Origin of the sequence: uncultured Mailhella sp. (assembly GCF_944324615.1) — a bacterium.
Classification (GTDB): domain Bacteria; phylum Desulfobacterota; class Desulfovibrionia; order Desulfovibrionales; family Desulfovibrionaceae; genus Mailhella.
The window spans coordinates 16,416-31,661 of sequence record NZ_CALUWY010000020.1 but is presented as its reverse complement, the minus strand read 5'-3'; the positions used below and the strand labels follow the sequence as shown (position 1 = coordinate 31,661).

General features: G+C 60.6%; 10 protein-coding genes. 6 read left to right on the top strand and 4 right to left on the bottom strand.

Annotated elements, in window-relative coordinates:
• Positions 1-38: 38 nt before the first annotated feature.
• The gene (secA, locus tag Q0K07_RS06420) at positions 39-2,729 is read right to left on the bottom strand and encodes a preprotein translocase subunit SecA (protein WP_294557839.1); all 2,691 of its coding nucleotides are present in this window, start codon (positions 2,727-2,729) and stop codon (positions 39-41) included.
• A 302-nt stretch (positions 2,730-3,031) separates the two neighbouring features.
• Here secA and Q0K07_RS06415 point away from each other — a divergent pair, with 302 nt between their 5' ends.
• Both Q0K07_RS06415 and Q0K07_RS06410 read left to right on the top strand, forming a co-directional pair.
• Entirely contained in the window at positions 3,032-3,754 is a 723-nt protein-coding gene (locus Q0K07_RS06415; RefSeq protein WP_294557838.1) for a septal ring lytic transglycosylase RlpA family protein, read from the top strand.
• Between the two features lie 25 nt (positions 3,755-3,779).
• On the top strand, positions 3,780-5,480 hold the full coding sequence (locus tag Q0K07_RS06410) for a sigma-54-dependent Fis family transcriptional regulator (protein ID WP_294557837.1): 1,701 nt from the start codon (positions 3,780-3,782) through the stop codon (positions 5,478-5,480).
• A 91-nt stretch (positions 5,481-5,571) separates the two neighbouring features.
• Here the strand turns inward: Q0K07_RS06410 and Q0K07_RS06405 are convergent, their stop codons facing one another.
• Both Q0K07_RS06405 and Q0K07_RS06400 read right to left on the bottom strand, forming a co-directional pair.
• Positions 5,572-7,002 (bottom strand): DASS family sodium-coupled anion symporter, encoded by a 1,431-nt coding sequence (locus tag Q0K07_RS06405; protein ID WP_294557836.1) that lies wholly within the window; start codon positions 7,000-7,002, stop codon positions 5,572-5,574.
• A gap of 116 nt (positions 7,003-7,118) precedes the next feature.
• On the bottom strand, positions 7,119-7,859 hold the full coding sequence (locus Q0K07_RS06400) for an SDR family oxidoreductase (protein ID WP_294557834.1): 741 nt from the start codon (positions 7,857-7,859) through the stop codon (positions 7,119-7,121).
• A 484-nt stretch (positions 7,860-8,343) separates the two neighbouring features.
• On the opposite strand from Q0K07_RS06400, the gene Q0K07_RS06395 reads away from it, so the two are divergent.
• A complete protein-coding gene (locus Q0K07_RS06395; protein WP_294557833.1) occupies positions 8,344-9,732 on the top strand; it encodes an aryl-sulfate sulfotransferase in 1,389 nt (462 codons plus the stop codon).
• Between the two features lie 282 nt (positions 9,733-10,014).
• On the opposite strand, the gene dinB is transcribed toward Q0K07_RS06395, so the two are convergent.
• Positions 10,015-11,244 (bottom strand): DNA polymerase IV, encoded by a 1,230-nt coding sequence (gene dinB / locus Q0K07_RS06390; RefSeq protein ID WP_294557858.1) that lies wholly within the window; start codon positions 11,242-11,244, stop codon positions 10,015-10,017.
• A 338-nt stretch (positions 11,245-11,582) separates the two neighbouring features.
• Between dinB and speA the strand changes: the two genes are divergently transcribed.
• From speA to Q0K07_RS06375, 3 genes are all read left to right on the top strand, one after another.
• A complete protein-coding gene (gene speA, locus Q0K07_RS06385) occupies positions 11,583-13,502 on the top strand; it encodes a biosynthetic arginine decarboxylase (protein WP_294557831.1) in 1,920 nt (639 codons plus the stop codon).
• 158 nt (positions 13,503-13,660) lie between these two features.
• On the top strand, positions 13,661-14,857 hold the full coding sequence (locus Q0K07_RS06380) for a saccharopine dehydrogenase family protein (protein ID WP_294557830.1): 1,197 nt from the start codon (positions 13,661-13,663) through the stop codon (positions 14,855-14,857).
• A 162-nt stretch (positions 14,858-15,019) separates the two neighbouring features.
• Positions 15,020-15,244 carry a SlyX family protein gene (locus Q0K07_RS06375; RefSeq protein WP_294557829.1) on the top strand — a complete coding sequence of 75 codons (225 nt, stop codon included), beginning with the start codon at positions 15,020-15,022 and terminating at the stop codon, positions 15,242-15,244.
• The last annotated feature ends 2 nt before the right edge of the window (positions 15,245-15,246 follow it).

Below are 15,246 nucleotides of genomic sequence, written 5' to 3'. Positions count from 1 at the left end.
CACGGAACCCAAAAGCTCCGTGGGGACATGTCAGTGTATTACAGGTTTCTGCCGCAGCATTTCTTGAACTTCTTGCCGCTGCCGCAGGGGCAGGGATCGTTGCGGCCCACCTTCACGCCGTTGTAGGTGTGGCGCTCTTCCTCCTGCGCCGGGGCAGGTCCGCCCATGGCGGCGGGATCCGTCTTGTGGCGCAGATTCAGGGCAGGTTCCGCCGCGGCTTCCGGCTCCTTTGCCGGGGCTTCGGGGGCGGGCTGCTCTTTTGCTTCCTCCTGCGCAGGTTCCTGCGCCTCTTCCGTGGAAGCAGGTTCCGCCGCGGCGCCTTCCGCACTTTCCGCGCCTTCCGCAGCTTCGCCGCCCTGGCCTTCCATTTCCTCAGGCTCCACGCGGCGCATGCGGACATGGGTCAGCGAGGTGAGGGCGCCCTCATGGATGCGGAAGAGCATTTCCTTGAACATGGAAAGGCCTTCGCTCTGGTATTCACGCTTGGGATCGCGCTGGGCGTAGCCGCGCAGGCCTATGCCTTCGCGCAGGTAATCCATGGCGCGCAGGTGATCCTTCCAGCAGCGGTCCAGGGCTTCGAGCAGGAAGTAACGCAGAATGTCGCCGTACACGGGGCCGGCTTCCTCGCGCAGTTCCTGGAAGATGCGGACCACGGCTTCCCGGGCCTGCGCCTTGCCGGGAATGGCGCTCATGGTCATCTCGGGCAGCGCGCGGGCAAGGTTGAACACTTCCAGCAGGCGGCCGTTGACCTCGGCGCACATTTCGGCGTCGGGAGCTTCCTTGATGGACTCCACAGGCTGGTAGATGTTGTCGAGCAGTTCATCCACAAAGTCGAACAGCACGCCTTCCACGTCGGGAAGCTGCATGAGGTCGCGGCGCAGGGTGTAGATCACCTCGCGCTGCTGGTTCATGACGTTGTCGTAATCGAGCAGCGTCTTGCGGATTTCAAAGTTATGGCCTTCCACGCGCTTCTGGGCGTTTTCAATGGCCTTGGAAACCATGCGGTTTTCAATGGGTTCGCCTTCCTTCATGCCCAGCTTTTCCATGAGGCCGGAAATGCGTTCCGAACCGAAGATGCGCATGAGGTTGTCTTCCAGGGAAAGGTAGAAGCGGGAAGAACCGGGGTCGCCCTGACGGCCGGAACGGCCGCGGAGCTGGTTGTCGATGCGCCGGCTTTCATGGCGTTCCGTGCCCAGAATATGCAGGCCGCCGAGTTCCTTCACGCCTTCGCCGAGCACGATGTCGGTGCCGCGGCCGGCCATGTTGGTGGCGATGGTCACATGGCCCTTCTGCCCGGCCTGCGCCACGATGGCGGCTTCCTCGGCGTGATGCTTGGCGTTCAGCACGCTGTGCGGCACGCCTTCCTTTTTAAGCATGGAGGACAGAAGTTCCGAAGTCTCGATGGAAATGGTGCCCACCAGCACGGGCTGACCCGTCTTGTACAGCTCCTTGATGGACTCGATGATGGCCTGATACTTTTCCCGCTGGGTGCGGAAAATAAGATCGGGCATATCCTTCCTGATCATGGGCTTGTTGGTGGGAATGGTGATGGTTTCCAAGTGATAGATCTGGTCGAATTCCACGGCTTCCGTCTGGGCCGTACCGGTCATGCCGGCCAGCTTGTCGTACATGCGGAAGTAGTTCTGGAAGGTGATGCTGGCCAGCGTCTGGTTCTCGGCCTCGACCTTCACCTGTTCCTTGGCTTCGAGGGCCTGATGCAGACCGTCGCTGAAACGGCGGCCGGGCATGAGGCGGCCCGTGAATTCATCGACGATGACCACCTTGCCTTCGTCGCTCACAATGTAATCCACATCACGCTTGAAGCAGTGATGAGCCTTGAGGGACTGCAGAATGTGATGCTGATAGGAAATGCTCGCCGGGTCGAACAGGTTGTCAATGCCGAGCATCTTTTCGCACTTGGCCACACCGGCGTCGGTGAGCATGGCCGTCTTGGCCTTCTCGTCCACGGTATAGTCTTCTTCCGCGGAAAGGTGACGGACCACGGCGTCCATGGCCTGATAAAGCTCCGTGGATTCGTCGCTTGCGCCGGAGATGATGAGCGGGGTGCGGGCTTCGTCGATGAGGATGGAGTCCACTTCGTCCACGATGGCGTAGCTGTGGCCGCGCTGCACCAGCTGTTCGGCATAGAACTTCATGTTGTCGCGCAGATAGTCGAAACCGAACTCATTGTTGGTGCCGTAGGTGATGTCGCAGGCATAGGCGGCCTTGCGCTCCTCGTCGGAAAGGCCCTGCACGATGACGCCCACGGAAAGACCGAGGAATTTGTACAGGCGGCCCATCCATTCCGCGTCGCGGCGGGCGAGGTAATCGTTCACCGTGACCACATGCACGCCCTTGCCGGAAAGGGCGTTGAGCACCACGGGAAGCGTGGCCACCAGCGTCTTGCCTTCACCGGTCTTCATTTCCGCGATCTTGCCCGCGTGCAGCACCATGCCGCCCACCAGCTGCACGTCGTAATGACGCATGCCCATGACGCGGCTGGAGGCTTCGCGCACCAGGGCGAACACTTCGGGCAGGACATCATCCAGCGTACGGGCGCCGCTCTGCACCGCCTCGCGGTATTCCGCGAGTCTGGCGGGAATCTCCTCGTCGGTGAGGGCCTTCATCTGAGGTTCAAGTGCGTTGCACTTCTTGAGTTTGGGGCGCAGAGAACGAAGATAGCGTTCATTTCGGGTGCCGAATATTTTGCCGATCAGGAACTTGATCATGGGAATCTCCAGAAAAGGACGTTGAAACAAGGCAGAAGATAAGTCATGCCTCCCGGTTTGGCAAATGTTCCCGGGGGAGTTTTCCGCCATATTTTTCTTCCGGGGCCGCTTTCCTTCCGGAAAGGCCCGTTTTCCCCGGTACTTTCCCGGGGAAAAACGCCCCTTTCCGGCGCGGCAGCAGAGACTGCGCTCCATGCACTGGACAAAAAAGCGCACCTGTTTCATGATGACCATAGTTACCCGCATTCCCGGAGCATGCCGCGCCGGGGGCGGCCCATTCACATCTTATCCTTAAAAAAGCCATGCCCCCCATCTCCCGAATCCTTCCCGCTCTTCTCTGTCTTCTTGTCGTGGCGCTTGCATGCGGGTGCTCCTCCAAGAACACCGGCTATCAGAACGGGCGCTACCGGGGTACCAGTCCCTACACGGTGCGCGGCAAGACCTATTATCCGCTCAAATCCGCCCACAACTTCGTGGAAACAGGCGTGGCCTCCTGGTACGGCCCCGGCTTCCACGGCAAAAGGACCTCCAATGGGGAACGCTACAACCAGAACGACATGACGGCGGCCCACAAGCTCCTGCCCTTCGGTACCCGGCTTCGTGTGACCAATCTGGAAAACGGCAGGGTGACGGAAGTGCGCGTCAACGACAGAGGCCCCTTCGTGGGCAGCCGCGTCATCGATCTTTCCCGCGCCGCCGCAAGGGATCTCGGCATGCTCGGCAAGGGTACGGCACGAGTGCGCATCGTTGCTCTGGAAAATGGAAAAGAACCTGCCCTGCTCACCCCCGAAGGCGACATGCTGGGGCTTTTCTATGTGCAGATAGGTTCCTTCCGGGAACGCCCCCGCGCCCTGAACCTCGCGGACTTCATGCGCACGCAGGGCTACGGCTGCCGCATTGCAAGGCACGACGGCAACGACCTCAACTTCGTGCAGCTCGGCCCCTACCATTCCCGCTCCACTGCGGAAAAGGCGGCCCGTTCCCTGAGCCTCACCTATCGCGGACTCTTCGTCATCGCGGAATAGCTTCTGCCGTTTTTCTGGAGACTCCATGTCCTTACCAACCGAAGGCCCGCGCATGAAAGCCGGAGAACATGCCGGCTGCGGCCTTGATCTCAACGACGATGAACTCGCGCTCTGCGCGAAATCCTGCGTGCTTTTAAACCGTCAGATAGGCATAGGCTCCGCGCTCACCTATCTTTTCGGCATTCTGAGCGAGCACTTCCCCCTCACACGCATTTTCTGCGGCTTCCGCCGCTACAAGACCTCCATTTTCACGCCCCTTGCCGACACGCTGTCGGACACGCACAACCGCGTGCGCACGCTGGCCACCACGAACTTCTCGCAGGATCAGATCAATCTGCTCATGGGCTCGGATTCCCTGCGCCCCTACACCATCAACAACGCCTCCATGCTCAAGAACATTCAGACGAGCCTGCGTGAGGAGGATCTTGCCTCCTATCTGCGCATTCCGCTCTTCACCGTGGGCGAGGCGACCTTTCAGCTGATCTTCTGTTCCAACATCGCCAACACCTTTTCGCAGAAACTTGTGGACAAGCTGCTTCTGCTCACCACCCCCCTCGGGGAGAGCCTGCGGGAAGACTTCATGAACAACGGCGATCTGCGCCCTGCGGAACGGATAAGCAACCCCGGGGGAAGCGCCTCCAACCGCCTGCGCGCCATGAAGGGCATGCACGATCTTTACACGCAGATGGCCCAGGCCGCCTCCACCGACTGCACCGTGCTCATCCTCGGGGAAACGGGCACCGGCAAGGAACTGGTGGCCAGCGCGGTGCAGGAACTTTCGCTGCGCTCAAGCCGCCCCTTCGTCAAGGTGAACTGCGGGGCCATCAACGAACAGCTGGTGGACAGCGAACTGTTCGGACACGAACGGGGCGCCTTCACCGGGGCCTACGGCGCCCATACCGGCTATTTCGAGGCGGCCAACGGCGGCACCATCTTTCTGGACGAAATAGGCGACCTGCCCCTGTCTCTGCAGGCCCGCCTGCTGCGTGTGCTGGATCAGCGGGAAATCCGCAAGGTGGGCGGCGCCCATGCCGTGCCCCTGGATATCCGCGTCATTGCCGCCACACACCGCAATCTCATGGATATGGTCCGTCAGGGCAAGTTCCGGGAAGACCTGTGGTACCGGCTCAATGTCTGCGTGCTCCATGTACCTCCCCTGCGAGCCCACCGCAGCGACATTCCCGCCCTCGCCAGACTCTTTCTCATCGAAAAATCCAAGATCATCGGCGTGAACTTCCCCAGCCTCACGCCGGAACAGCTGGAAAAGCTCTGTCAGCACAACTGGCCCGGCAACGTGCGCGAACTTGAGCACCTCATGGAAAGAATTCTGGTGCGGCTCAAGGGCGGCCAGTTCAAGCTCGACGATGTTCTGGACAGCGAACTCGCCCACATACACCGGCTCGACAAAACACTCGCCGCGCCTTCGCCCGTGCAAAGCTGCGGGGAACGCTTCGTCTGCCCCCTGGCGGCAGGCGCCGCCCGCCCCGCTCCCCAGCCTGAGGCCGCGGGAGAAGAACAGTGGGACGGCCCCGTCGCCCTGCGGAACCTCCTCCGCTCCACCCCGTGGCCTTCCCTGAAGGATCTTACGGAAAGCTACATCGACGACGCCCTGCGCCACAGCGGCGGGCGCATCGGCGGCGACGACGGAGCCGCCGCCCTGCTCAACGTGCACCCCAACACGCTCCGGGTGCGCCGCCAGAAGAAAAAGCAGTCCGACGGCATGTAGGCCACAGACTGACGCCTATTAAAAGGAAAGACCCGCGCTGCACAATGCAGCGCGGGCCTTGTTGGTTCAGGCGGTCAGACCGCTTCTTTCATCAGTACAGGCCGAGCACGCCGCCGCCGATGAGAAGCACGCTTGCCACACACAGGGGAATCCAGATGAAGGAGATGGTCACACCGGCCTTCAGCCAGTCTCTCATGGAGTAGTAGCCGTACTGGTAGGTGACGAGCTGCACGGCGTCGATGACGAGCACCAGCGAGGCGGAGGCCAGGAAGCCCAGAGGCAGAGCCAGCACCACGGGGTTGAGGCCCTTGCTCTGCGCAAGAGCGATGATCATGGGCATGAACACGGCGATGATGGCCGTGGAGTTGGTGACCAGAAGGTGAATCCACATGGCGAAGAAGCCGATGATGAGCATGAGCAGCCAGGTAGGCAGTTCCAGCAGGCCGCCCAGGAGGGTGTTGCCCATCCACGCAGCCGCGCCGCTTTCCCACAGGGACATGCTGAGCGAGCAGGCGCCGCCGATGAGCATGAGGATGCTCCAGCCCATGCGGGGACCGGCATACTTCCAGTCGATGAGGTCGACGCCGGGCACGAAGAGCACCGCACCGCCGAGCACGGCAAGAATGGGCAGAGGAATGTGATGGATGCTGTCGGTGCACCACAGAACGATGTTCACCAGCATGAAGATGGCGAACTTCTTTTCATCGCGGCTCATGGGGCCGAGTTCCTTCCAGGCGTCCTCGAAGCATTCCGTGCCTTCGAGATAGTCGAGTTCCAGCGGGAACAGCTTGAGAAGGATGAACCAGACCACGGGGATGAGCACGATGACGACCGGCATGCCGATGGCGGCCCACTGGAGGAAGGACATGTCCACGCCCGCCATGTCGCGCAGGAACTGCATGGTCAGGATGTTCATGGAAGCGCCGGTGGGGGTGGCTATGCCGCCCATGAGCACGCCGATGGGCAGACCGATCATGATGGCGCGGGCAAAGTTGCTGCCGTTGGCCTGGCAGCGGTTCTGTTCAACGATCTTCAGGGCAATGGGGGCCAGCATGACCACCACGGGCACGTCGGCCATGAAGGCGGAAAGAATGGTGCCGCCCGCGATGAAGCACAGAAGCAGACGGGCGGGATTACCGCCGGCGAGGCGGGAAATCCAGAGCGCCACACGTTCGGAGAAGCCGGAACGGGTGAAGGCGAACGTGACGCAGAACATGCCGAAGCAGAAGAACACGATGGGGTTTGCGAAGTTGGCAAGGGCCTTGTTGAACGGCGCCGCCCCGGAAAGGGGCTGAAGCATGGTCATGAGAATGGCGGCGACGGCAAGGGGCAGCGCGTCGGTCACCCAGATGATGACGGCCGCCACCATGAGCGCGATGGAGCACTGACCCTGATGGGAAAGCCCTTCCACAGGACCGAAGCCGTAGGCAATGCCGAAGTAGGCCACAATGGCCACAAGGAGTTTCAGGGCTCTCTGCGGGGAAAAGGGTATGGCGGTGATGATTTCTTCTTTCTCAGACATGAATGTTTCTCCGATCTGAAATTTCTCGTCAGAATCCCGCTGGGCGGGGAAGGTTCCGTCCGGTCCCCGCACCGCCGACACTCCTTCCGAGGCCTTCGGCGCAGGGTCTGGCCGGATCAGTGAATGCTCCAGCCTTCGTCCACAAAGAGCGCCTGGCCCGTGATCATGGCCGCCTCATCGGACGCGAGGAAGGCCACGGCGGCCCCGATTTCCTCAGGCTGCACCAGGCGGCCGAGCAGCATCTTGGGATGCACGGAGGAACTCGATCCCATGGCTTTGGTCATTTCCGTGGCCACGATGGCCGGGCCCACGGCGTTGACCGTGATGCCGAGGGAAGCCCATTCCAGGGCCAGAGCGCGGGTAAGCACGTTGATGCCGCCCTTGCTCGTCTGATAGGGAACGCGCTTGTCCAGCACGTTGGTGGAAAGGCTGGAGGTGATGTTGATGATGCGTCCGCCGTGCACCATGTGCTTCACCGCAGCCTGCGCCATGAAGAAGGGAGCCTTCAGGTTGACGCTTAAAATGGTGTCCCAGCACTCTTCCGTCACTTCCAGAGCGGGAACGGGGCGGTTGACGCCCGCATTGTTCACCAGAATATCCAGTCCGCCGAGTTCGGCGGCGCTCTCGTTCACAGCGGAGGGAATTTCCGACGTCCGCGTGATGTCCATGACGCGGACGACGGCCTTGCGGCCCTGTTCCTGAATGAGGCGGGCCGTTTCCGTCAGCCCTTCGCCGTTGATGTCCCAGCAGGCCACATCAGCCCCGCGGGAAGCCAGCGTCACGGCTATGGCCCTGCCCAGGCCCCTGCCGGCTCCGGTCACAAGTGCCTTCTTTCCCTGCAATCCTTGTCCGTTCATAACCTATCTCCTTCGCTTCTTTCGCGCGTAACCACGCGAAAAAGACAGTATTTCCCGTTGCCGAAAATCAATACACGGCCCTAAGCATTTTTCATGCCAATTTGTGAAAAACTGAAAAATCAATAGGTTGGAAAAGTCCTCCAACCAAAACTGCTACCATTTTTTGGTATTTCTTCTTATAAAAAAAAGAGTTTTTACCCCTGTTTTTAGCAGGCGGCAAAAACTCTCAAAAATTCTTCCGGAGAATAAATTCCATTTTTATCAAGTTTCCGTCACACTCAAGAAATGTAACAAAAACTGGTGACAAACACACTATTTTTTGTTATATCCTTCCATAAAAGCTTACGTCGTTTTTCTGAAAATTTTTCATAATTATGTATTTTTATTTATTTTTTAATTATGGCACACATTTTGCTTCATAGGGAGGCATGTCACCCCGGCTGCCCTCGCGGGAGGAGCCAAAAAATCTTTCAAGGAGCGCATCATGGCCATACACGGCATTCCCACCGGTGTTCATCGCTACGACAAGGAACTTGTTTGCGAAGGTTATAACTTGTTCAGCCCCTATTTCAGGAACGAGACGCACCTCATCAATATGGAAGGCGAGATCGTCCACACCTGGAAGACCGACTACTTCCCCGGCCTGTTCGCGCACCTCATGCCCAACGGCGACCTCGTGCGCGGCATCCGCGTTCCGAATCAGGCCGTGCTCTTTGCCGGCACCACGGGCGGCTTTGAACGTTACGACTGGGACGGGAACCTGCTCCAGCGCTACATCAAGAACGACCATGAAACCCAGCAGGTGCTTTCCCACGCCTTCTGCCCCATGCCCAACGGCAACACCATCGTCATCTGCCTGGAAAAGAAGAGCAACGAGGAAGCCTACGCCAGAGGCCGCATCCCCGGAACCCTTCCTGAAGACGGCGAATGGTTCGAAGGCAAGCAGCACAAGGGTCTGTTCCTCGACTATCTGATGGAAATCGACAAGGACAACAACGTTGTCTGGGAATGGCACCTGTGGGACCATGTGGGCGACGCCCCCGACGAATTCAACCTGAACTACATCCTGCCCCCGGCGGCCCACTACTTCTCCACCGTGGACTGGGTGCACTTCAACGCCGTGGACTACGACCCCATCCATGACCGCGTGTGCATGACCTGCCGCAACTTCGGCGAATTCGTCATCGTGGACCGCAAGACCGGCAAGCTCATCTACCGCTGGGGCAACCCCTCCACCCATCTGCGCGGCCGCAAGCCCGGCTGGCTGGACGACGGCGATCAGCAGCTCTTCGGCCCCCACTGCGGCACCTTCATCAACGAAGGCAAGCACATCCTCATCCACGACAACGGCTGGTTCCGTCCCAAGGGCAACCGTTCCCGCGCCCTGGAAGTGGATATTGAAACCGGAAAGATCGTGTGGTCCTACGAGTCCCACAACCCGCAGAACTTCACCTCTCCCTACCAGAGCTCCGTGCAGCGTCTGCCCAACGGCAACACCCTCATCTGCTCCACGGGTTCCGGCCAGGTCTTTGAAGTCACGCCCGGCCCGCAGCCCCGCGTGGTGTGGGAATTCGTCTGCCCCTGGCTGCAGGACGGCCGCACCGTCAACTACCTTGACGATACCGACGTGCTCTACAGCACCACGTCCCACATCATCAAGGAAGGCCACATGAAGAACATGATCCACCGCGTCTACCGCTACGCCAAGGATTACCCCGCCTTCCAGGGCAAGGACCTCTCCCACGGCGTGCCGATTGATCCTTCCATCGTCCGCCTCTGGGAAATGGAACCCTTCAAGTCCGGCTATGCCCGCGCCAAGGAAAACCCCTGGCCTCAGCCCATCGCCTACCGCGAAAACCCTGAAGTCAAGTAATGCTTCCGGGGCCGCCTTTTCGGCGGCCCCGGCCCCTGTCCCCTGCCTGCGGGGCGTGCTTTCCCGCCCGCCGGGCACCGGTTCCGCTCTTCCTTCCGACTCACAAGACGGAAACGTCCCGGCTCCCCCGACTCCTTCCGGAAAAAAAGAAACGCCCTGCCCCGCCGCAGCCCGCCATGGAATCCCTGCCATGGCGGGCCTCTTTTTTTTCCTGAAGCACCGCCGGATTTCTCCGCGCCCCGAAGGCCCGGAGGCGGGCGGCATCAGATTTCCGGCACGGCCTCAGCGTCTTTCCCGTATTCTGTGCGCTTCCGCCCGCTCGGCCTGTATGGCCTCCGCCTCATGATCGCCGCTTCCGCCTTCAAAGAGCCTGCCGCGCACCACTGCCTTTGTGCCGTAGCGGGAACGCAGCGCATCCACGGCCATATTCAGCTTGTCGCGCTTCTTCTCCTCCTCTCCGGCGGCGGCTTTCTCCGGCATGAGGGAAAGCTGCGCGGGTGCGCCCGCCTCAAAGCCGGAAACGCCCACGCCCACGAGGCGCACCCTGCCGGCAAGCTCCAGTCTGTCGAGAATGGCGCAGGCCGTTTCATAAATGCTTTCCGTGCTGCACACGCGCCGATCCAGCGTGACCTGTCGCGTGATCTGACGAAAGTCGGCGTACTTGATCTTCAAAGTCACCGTGCGCCCGGCAAGCCCCTGCCGCCTGAGGGATGCCCCCACCCTTTCGGCATGGCGCAGAAGCCAGGTGCGCAGAAGTTCCCTGTCCAGCGTATCCTCATCCAGCGTCACTTCCGCGCTTTCCGACTTGGGGGGCGACCACGGCACCACCTCCCGCGGGTCCTCGCCATGGGCGCGGGCCCACAGCACAGCCCCCGCCTTGCCGTAGCGTCTCTGCCAGAAATCCGCCCCGTAACGGGATACGTCGGCACAGTTCTTCACGCCCATGGAGGCAAGCTCTGCGGCGAAATGCCGCCCCACTCCGGGAACGGCGGTGACGGGGAGCGCGGCCAGAAAGGCGGGCACGGCCTCGGGCGCAAGCAGAAAAAGCCCGTCGGGCTTGCGCTGTTCGGAAGCGATCTTGGCCAGAAACTTCACCGGCGCTATGCCCACGGAACAGGTCAGACCGCCCGTGGCCGTCTTCACCGCCTCCTTGAGACTATACCCCATGGCTTCCACCGGGCCGAACAGGCGCTCAAGACCCGTGGCATCGAGATAGGCCTCATCCACCGAGGCCATTTCCACCCTGGGGGAAAAACGGGCGATGGTCTCGCGCACCAGGGCGGACATTTCCGCATAGCGCTGCATTCTCGGCCGTATGTAGACGGCGTGCGGACAGCGCCTTCTGGCCTCGGCCACAGGCATGGCGGAACGGATGCCGAAGCGGCGCGCCTCGTAGGAGCAGGTACTCACCACGCCCCTGTGTTCCCCGCCCACCACCACGGGACGGCCCCGCAGCTGCGGATTGTCCAGCTGCTCTATGGAAGCGAAAAAGGCATCCATATCCATATGCATGATCCAGCGGCCGGGGCGAAACAAGGTGAAGACCTCCTGAAAAGCCTGTTGCTCAGGGAAAGAGAAGCTCCGGACACGCCCTTCTGATGCATCGGAAGGCATGCTCCGGCGCCTTTGCCGGACCCATGCCGCCTCAGGCCCCCGGCAGACGGAAAAAAGACCGGAAATATGACAATATCGTTACAGACCGCCGTCTTCCGAGGATTGTCCTTGACAAGGGGGGGTGCACTCTCTAAGGATGAATTACCCGTCTCTCATCATGCCCCTGCACGGGAAAAAGGGCAACCCGGAGTCATTGCCGCTCCCTCTATTTTCTTTTCCATAAGGAGTCAGGATCGTTGGCCAAAAAGAAATCTATGCAGAAGTGGACCGTGGAGGATTCCGTCGATCTGTACGGTATCCGCAACTGGAGTTCCGGGTATTTCGACATTTCCCCGAAAGGTGAAGTGGTCATCCGCCCCTTCGGGCGCGAAGGAGGCCCGGAAGTCAGCGTACTGGAAATCATCCGCGAGCTCAAAGCACGCGGCTATGATCTGCCCGTACTGCTCCGCATCGAGAATATTCTTGATTCTCAGATTTCCCTTCTGCATCAGACCTTCCGCGCCGCCATCAGCGAACTCGGCTACAAAGGCGACTACCGCGGCGTGTTTCCCATCAAGGTGAATCAGCAGCAGCAGGTGGTGGAAAAAATCGCCCAGTACGGCGCCGCCTACCATCACGGCCTCGAAGTGGGTTCCAAGGCGGAACTCATCGCGGCCATCAGCCAGCTTAAAAGCCGCGAGGCCTGCCTCATCTGCAACGGCTACAAGGACGAGGAATTCATTGATCTCGGCCTGCACGCCCTCAGCATGGGCTTCAACGTCATTTTCGTGCTGGAAATGCCCGGCGAACTCGACGTCATTCTCGATGAAGCCAGGCGCATGGGCATACGCCCGCAGATAGGCGTGCGCGTCAAGCTCACCACCAAGGCCAGCGGCCACTGGTCGGAATCGGGCGGCGAACGTTCCGCCTTCGGTCTCACTTCCGCGCAGATCGTGGATGTCGTGGACATTCTCAAGGAACACGACATGCTCGATACCCTGAAGCTCATGCACTATCACCTGGGTTCCCAGGTGCCGAACATCCGCGACATCCGCGCGGCCGTCATGGAAGCGACGCGCATTTATGCAAGCCTCGTGCAGGAAGGGGCGGCCATGGGCTACCTCGACCTCGGCGGCGGCCTTGCCGTGGACTACGACGGTTCGCACACCAACTACGTCAGTTCCCGCAACTATACCATGATGGAATACTGCACCGACGTGGTGGAAGCCGTCATGACCATTCTCGACGCGCAGGACATCCCGCATCCGCACATCGTCACGGAATCGGGGCGCGCCACGGTGGCCTATTACTCCATCCTGCTTTTCAACGTGCTCGACGTGAGCCTCATCGAGGTGGGGAGCCTGCCCGAGGAACTGCCGGAAGACGCCCCCGAGCCCGTGCGCAACCTGAAGGAAACGCTGCAGAACATCAATCCGCGCAACCTTCAGGAAGCCTACAACGACGCCATCTATTATTATGATGAAATGCGCCAGCTCTTCATCACCGGCCGCGTCACCCTCCGCCAGAGGACCCTTGCCGAACGCTTCTTCTGGGCCATCATGCGGGTGCTTTCCGAAGAAAAGAACCGCGTGAAGTACATCCCCAAGGAGCTGCATGAAATCGACTCCATGCTGGCCGACATCTATTACTGCAACTTCAGCGTGTTCCAGTCGCTTCCGGACAGCTGGGCCATCGACCAGCTCTTCCCGGTCATGCCCATACACAGGCTGGAGGAATTCCCCGAACGGCAGGGCATTCTTTCCGACCTCACCTGCGACAGCGACGGCCGCATCTCCCACTTCATCGATCCGCAGGGCCTCAAGACCACGCTGGAACTGCATCCGCTGAAGGAAGGCGAGGAATACTACCTGGGCACCTTCCTCGTGGGCGCCTATCAGGAAACGCTGGGCGACCTGCACAACCTCCTGGGCGACACCAACGTGGTTTCCGTGCGCATTCAGGAAGACGGCAGCTACGACTTCGTGCGTGAAATCGACGGCGACTCCGTTTCCGACATTCTCGCCTATGTGGAATACGATCCGCACCGCGTGCTGGTGGGCATACGCAAATCCGCCGAAAGGGCCGTGCGCGAAAACCGCATCACCCCGGCCCAGCGCTACCAGCTCATGCAGGCCTTTGAAGACGGCCTGCGCGGCTACACCTATTTTGAACGCTAATCCTCCGGCCCTTCCGCCGGAACAGGGAAATCGCGGGCCGGACATCTTCCGGCCCTTCCCCCTACCACCCCAGGCCGAGAACCCCGTTCTCCCCTTTTTCAATAAGGCCACGGCGGGCATGCCCGCCCCCCGGCCTTCATGCTGCAAGGAGCAAGAACATGGCAAAGGTGCTGATTATCGGTGCGGGCGGCGTCAGTTCCGTCGCTACGCACAAGTGCGCTCAGGCCGCTGAAGTATTTACCGACATCGTGCTGGCCAGCCGCACGAAATCCAGATGTGACGCCATCGCCGCAAGCGTGAAGGAACGCTACGGCCGGGATATGGAAACCGCGCAGGTGGACGCCGACAACGTGCCGGAACTTGTGGCGCTCATCCGCCGTGTGCAGCCCGACCTCGTCATGAACATCGCCCTGCCCTATCAGGACCTGCACATCATGGACGCCTGCCTTGAAGCGGGCGTGAACTACCTCGACACCGCCAACTACGAACCGCCGAACGACGCGCATTTCGAATACAAGTGGCAGTGGGCCTATCAGCAGAAGTTCAAGGACGCGGGCCTCTGCGCCCTGCTCGGTTCCGGCTTCGATCCCGGCGTGACCAACGTGTTCTGCGCCTATGCCCAGAAGCACCTGCTGGACGAAATCCATGTGCTGGACATCATCGACGCCAACGCGGGCGATCACGGCCTTCCCTTCGCCACCAACTTCAACCCGGAAATCAACCTTCGCGAAGTGTCCGCCAAGGGCCGCTACTGGGAACGCGGGGAATGGGTGGAAACCGATCCCCTTTCCTGGAAGATGAACTTCGACTTCCCCGAAGGCATAGGCCGCCGCAACTGCTACCTCATGTATCATGAGGAACTGGAATCGCTGGTGCAGAACCTCAACGGCATACGCCGCGCCCGCTTCTGGATGACCTTCGGCGACGCGTATCTGAACCACCTGCAGGTGTTCAAGAACGTGGGCCTCATCGGCATCGAGCCGGTGAAGTTCCAGGGTCACGACATCGTGCCCCTCCAGTTCCTGGCAAAGCTTCTGCCCGACCCGGCCTCCCTCGGCCCGCGCACCGTGGGCAAGACGTGCATCGGCTGCCTCATGCGCGGCGTGAAGGACGGCAAGGAACACACCTATTACATCTACAACATCTGCGATCATCAGGAATGCTACCGGGAACTCGGTTCCCAGGCCATTTCCTACACCACGGGCGTGCCCGCCATGGTGGGCGCCATGATGATGGTCACCGGGAAGTGGAACAAGCCCGGCGTGTGGAACATGGAGCAGATGGACCCCGATCCCTTCCTGGAAGCCCTCGGCAAGTACGGCCTGCCCTGGAAGGTGACGGAACCTGTTCTGTAATCACTGCCGGACGCGGACGCGCGGCCGGAAGGCTCAGACAACGGGCCTTCTGCGCCGTGTCCGCGTCCGGTTTCTTTTTTGCGACATCCCTGCCGGATGCGGGAAGCGCCCCTTCCGCCGGATCCGGCCCGTCACGGACATGCGAACGCTTCAGGAGGCGGCATGACAGCCGAAGAACAGATCGCCAGGCTGGAAGAGCTGGCCTATTTTCAGGAAAAGCTGCTCTCACAGCTCAATGAGGCCCTCACCGGCCAGCAGCGACAGCTGGACGATCTGGAGACACGCCTCGCCCGACTGGAAGAAAACGTGACCACCCTGATCGACTCCCTCGGACAGGATGCGCCCGCGAACACGCTCCCCCCGCATTACATGCCGGAGCGCTACTGATT

Excerpts from the sequence above, each read along its gene's own strand:
- secA (WP_294557839.1), bottom strand. The coding sequence starts at position 2,729 with ATGATCAAGTTCCTGATCGGCAAAATATTCGGCACCCGAAATGAACGC.
- Q0K07_RS06415 (WP_294557838.1), top strand. The coding sequence starts at position 3,032 with ATGCCCCCCATCTCCCGAATCCTTCCCGCTCTTCTCTGTCTTCTTGTC.
- Q0K07_RS06410 (WP_294557837.1), top strand. The coding sequence starts at position 3,780 with ATGTCCTTACCAACCGAAGGCCCGCGCATGAAAGCCGGAGAACATGCC.
- Q0K07_RS06405 (WP_294557836.1), bottom strand. The coding sequence starts at position 7,002 with ATGTCTGAGAAAGAAGAAATCATCACCGCCATACCCTTTTCCCCGCAG.
- Q0K07_RS06400 (WP_294557834.1), bottom strand. The coding sequence starts at position 7,859 with ATGAACGGACAAGGATTGCAGGGAAAGAAGGCACTTGTGACCGGAGCC.
- Q0K07_RS06395 (WP_294557833.1), top strand. The coding sequence starts at position 8,344 with ATGGCCATACACGGCATTCCCACCGGTGTTCATCGCTACGACAAGGAA.
- dinB (WP_294557858.1), bottom strand. The coding sequence starts at position 11,244 with ATGCATATGGATATGGATGCCTTTTTCGCTTCCATAGAGCAGCTGGAC.
- Q0K07_RS06380 (WP_294557830.1), top strand. The coding sequence starts at position 13,661 with ATGGCAAAGGTGCTGATTATCGGTGCGGGCGGCGTCAGTTCCGTCGCT.
- Q0K07_RS06375 (WP_294557829.1), top strand. The coding sequence starts at position 15,020 with ATGACAGCCGAAGAACAGATCGCCAGGCTGGAAGAGCTGGCCTATTTT.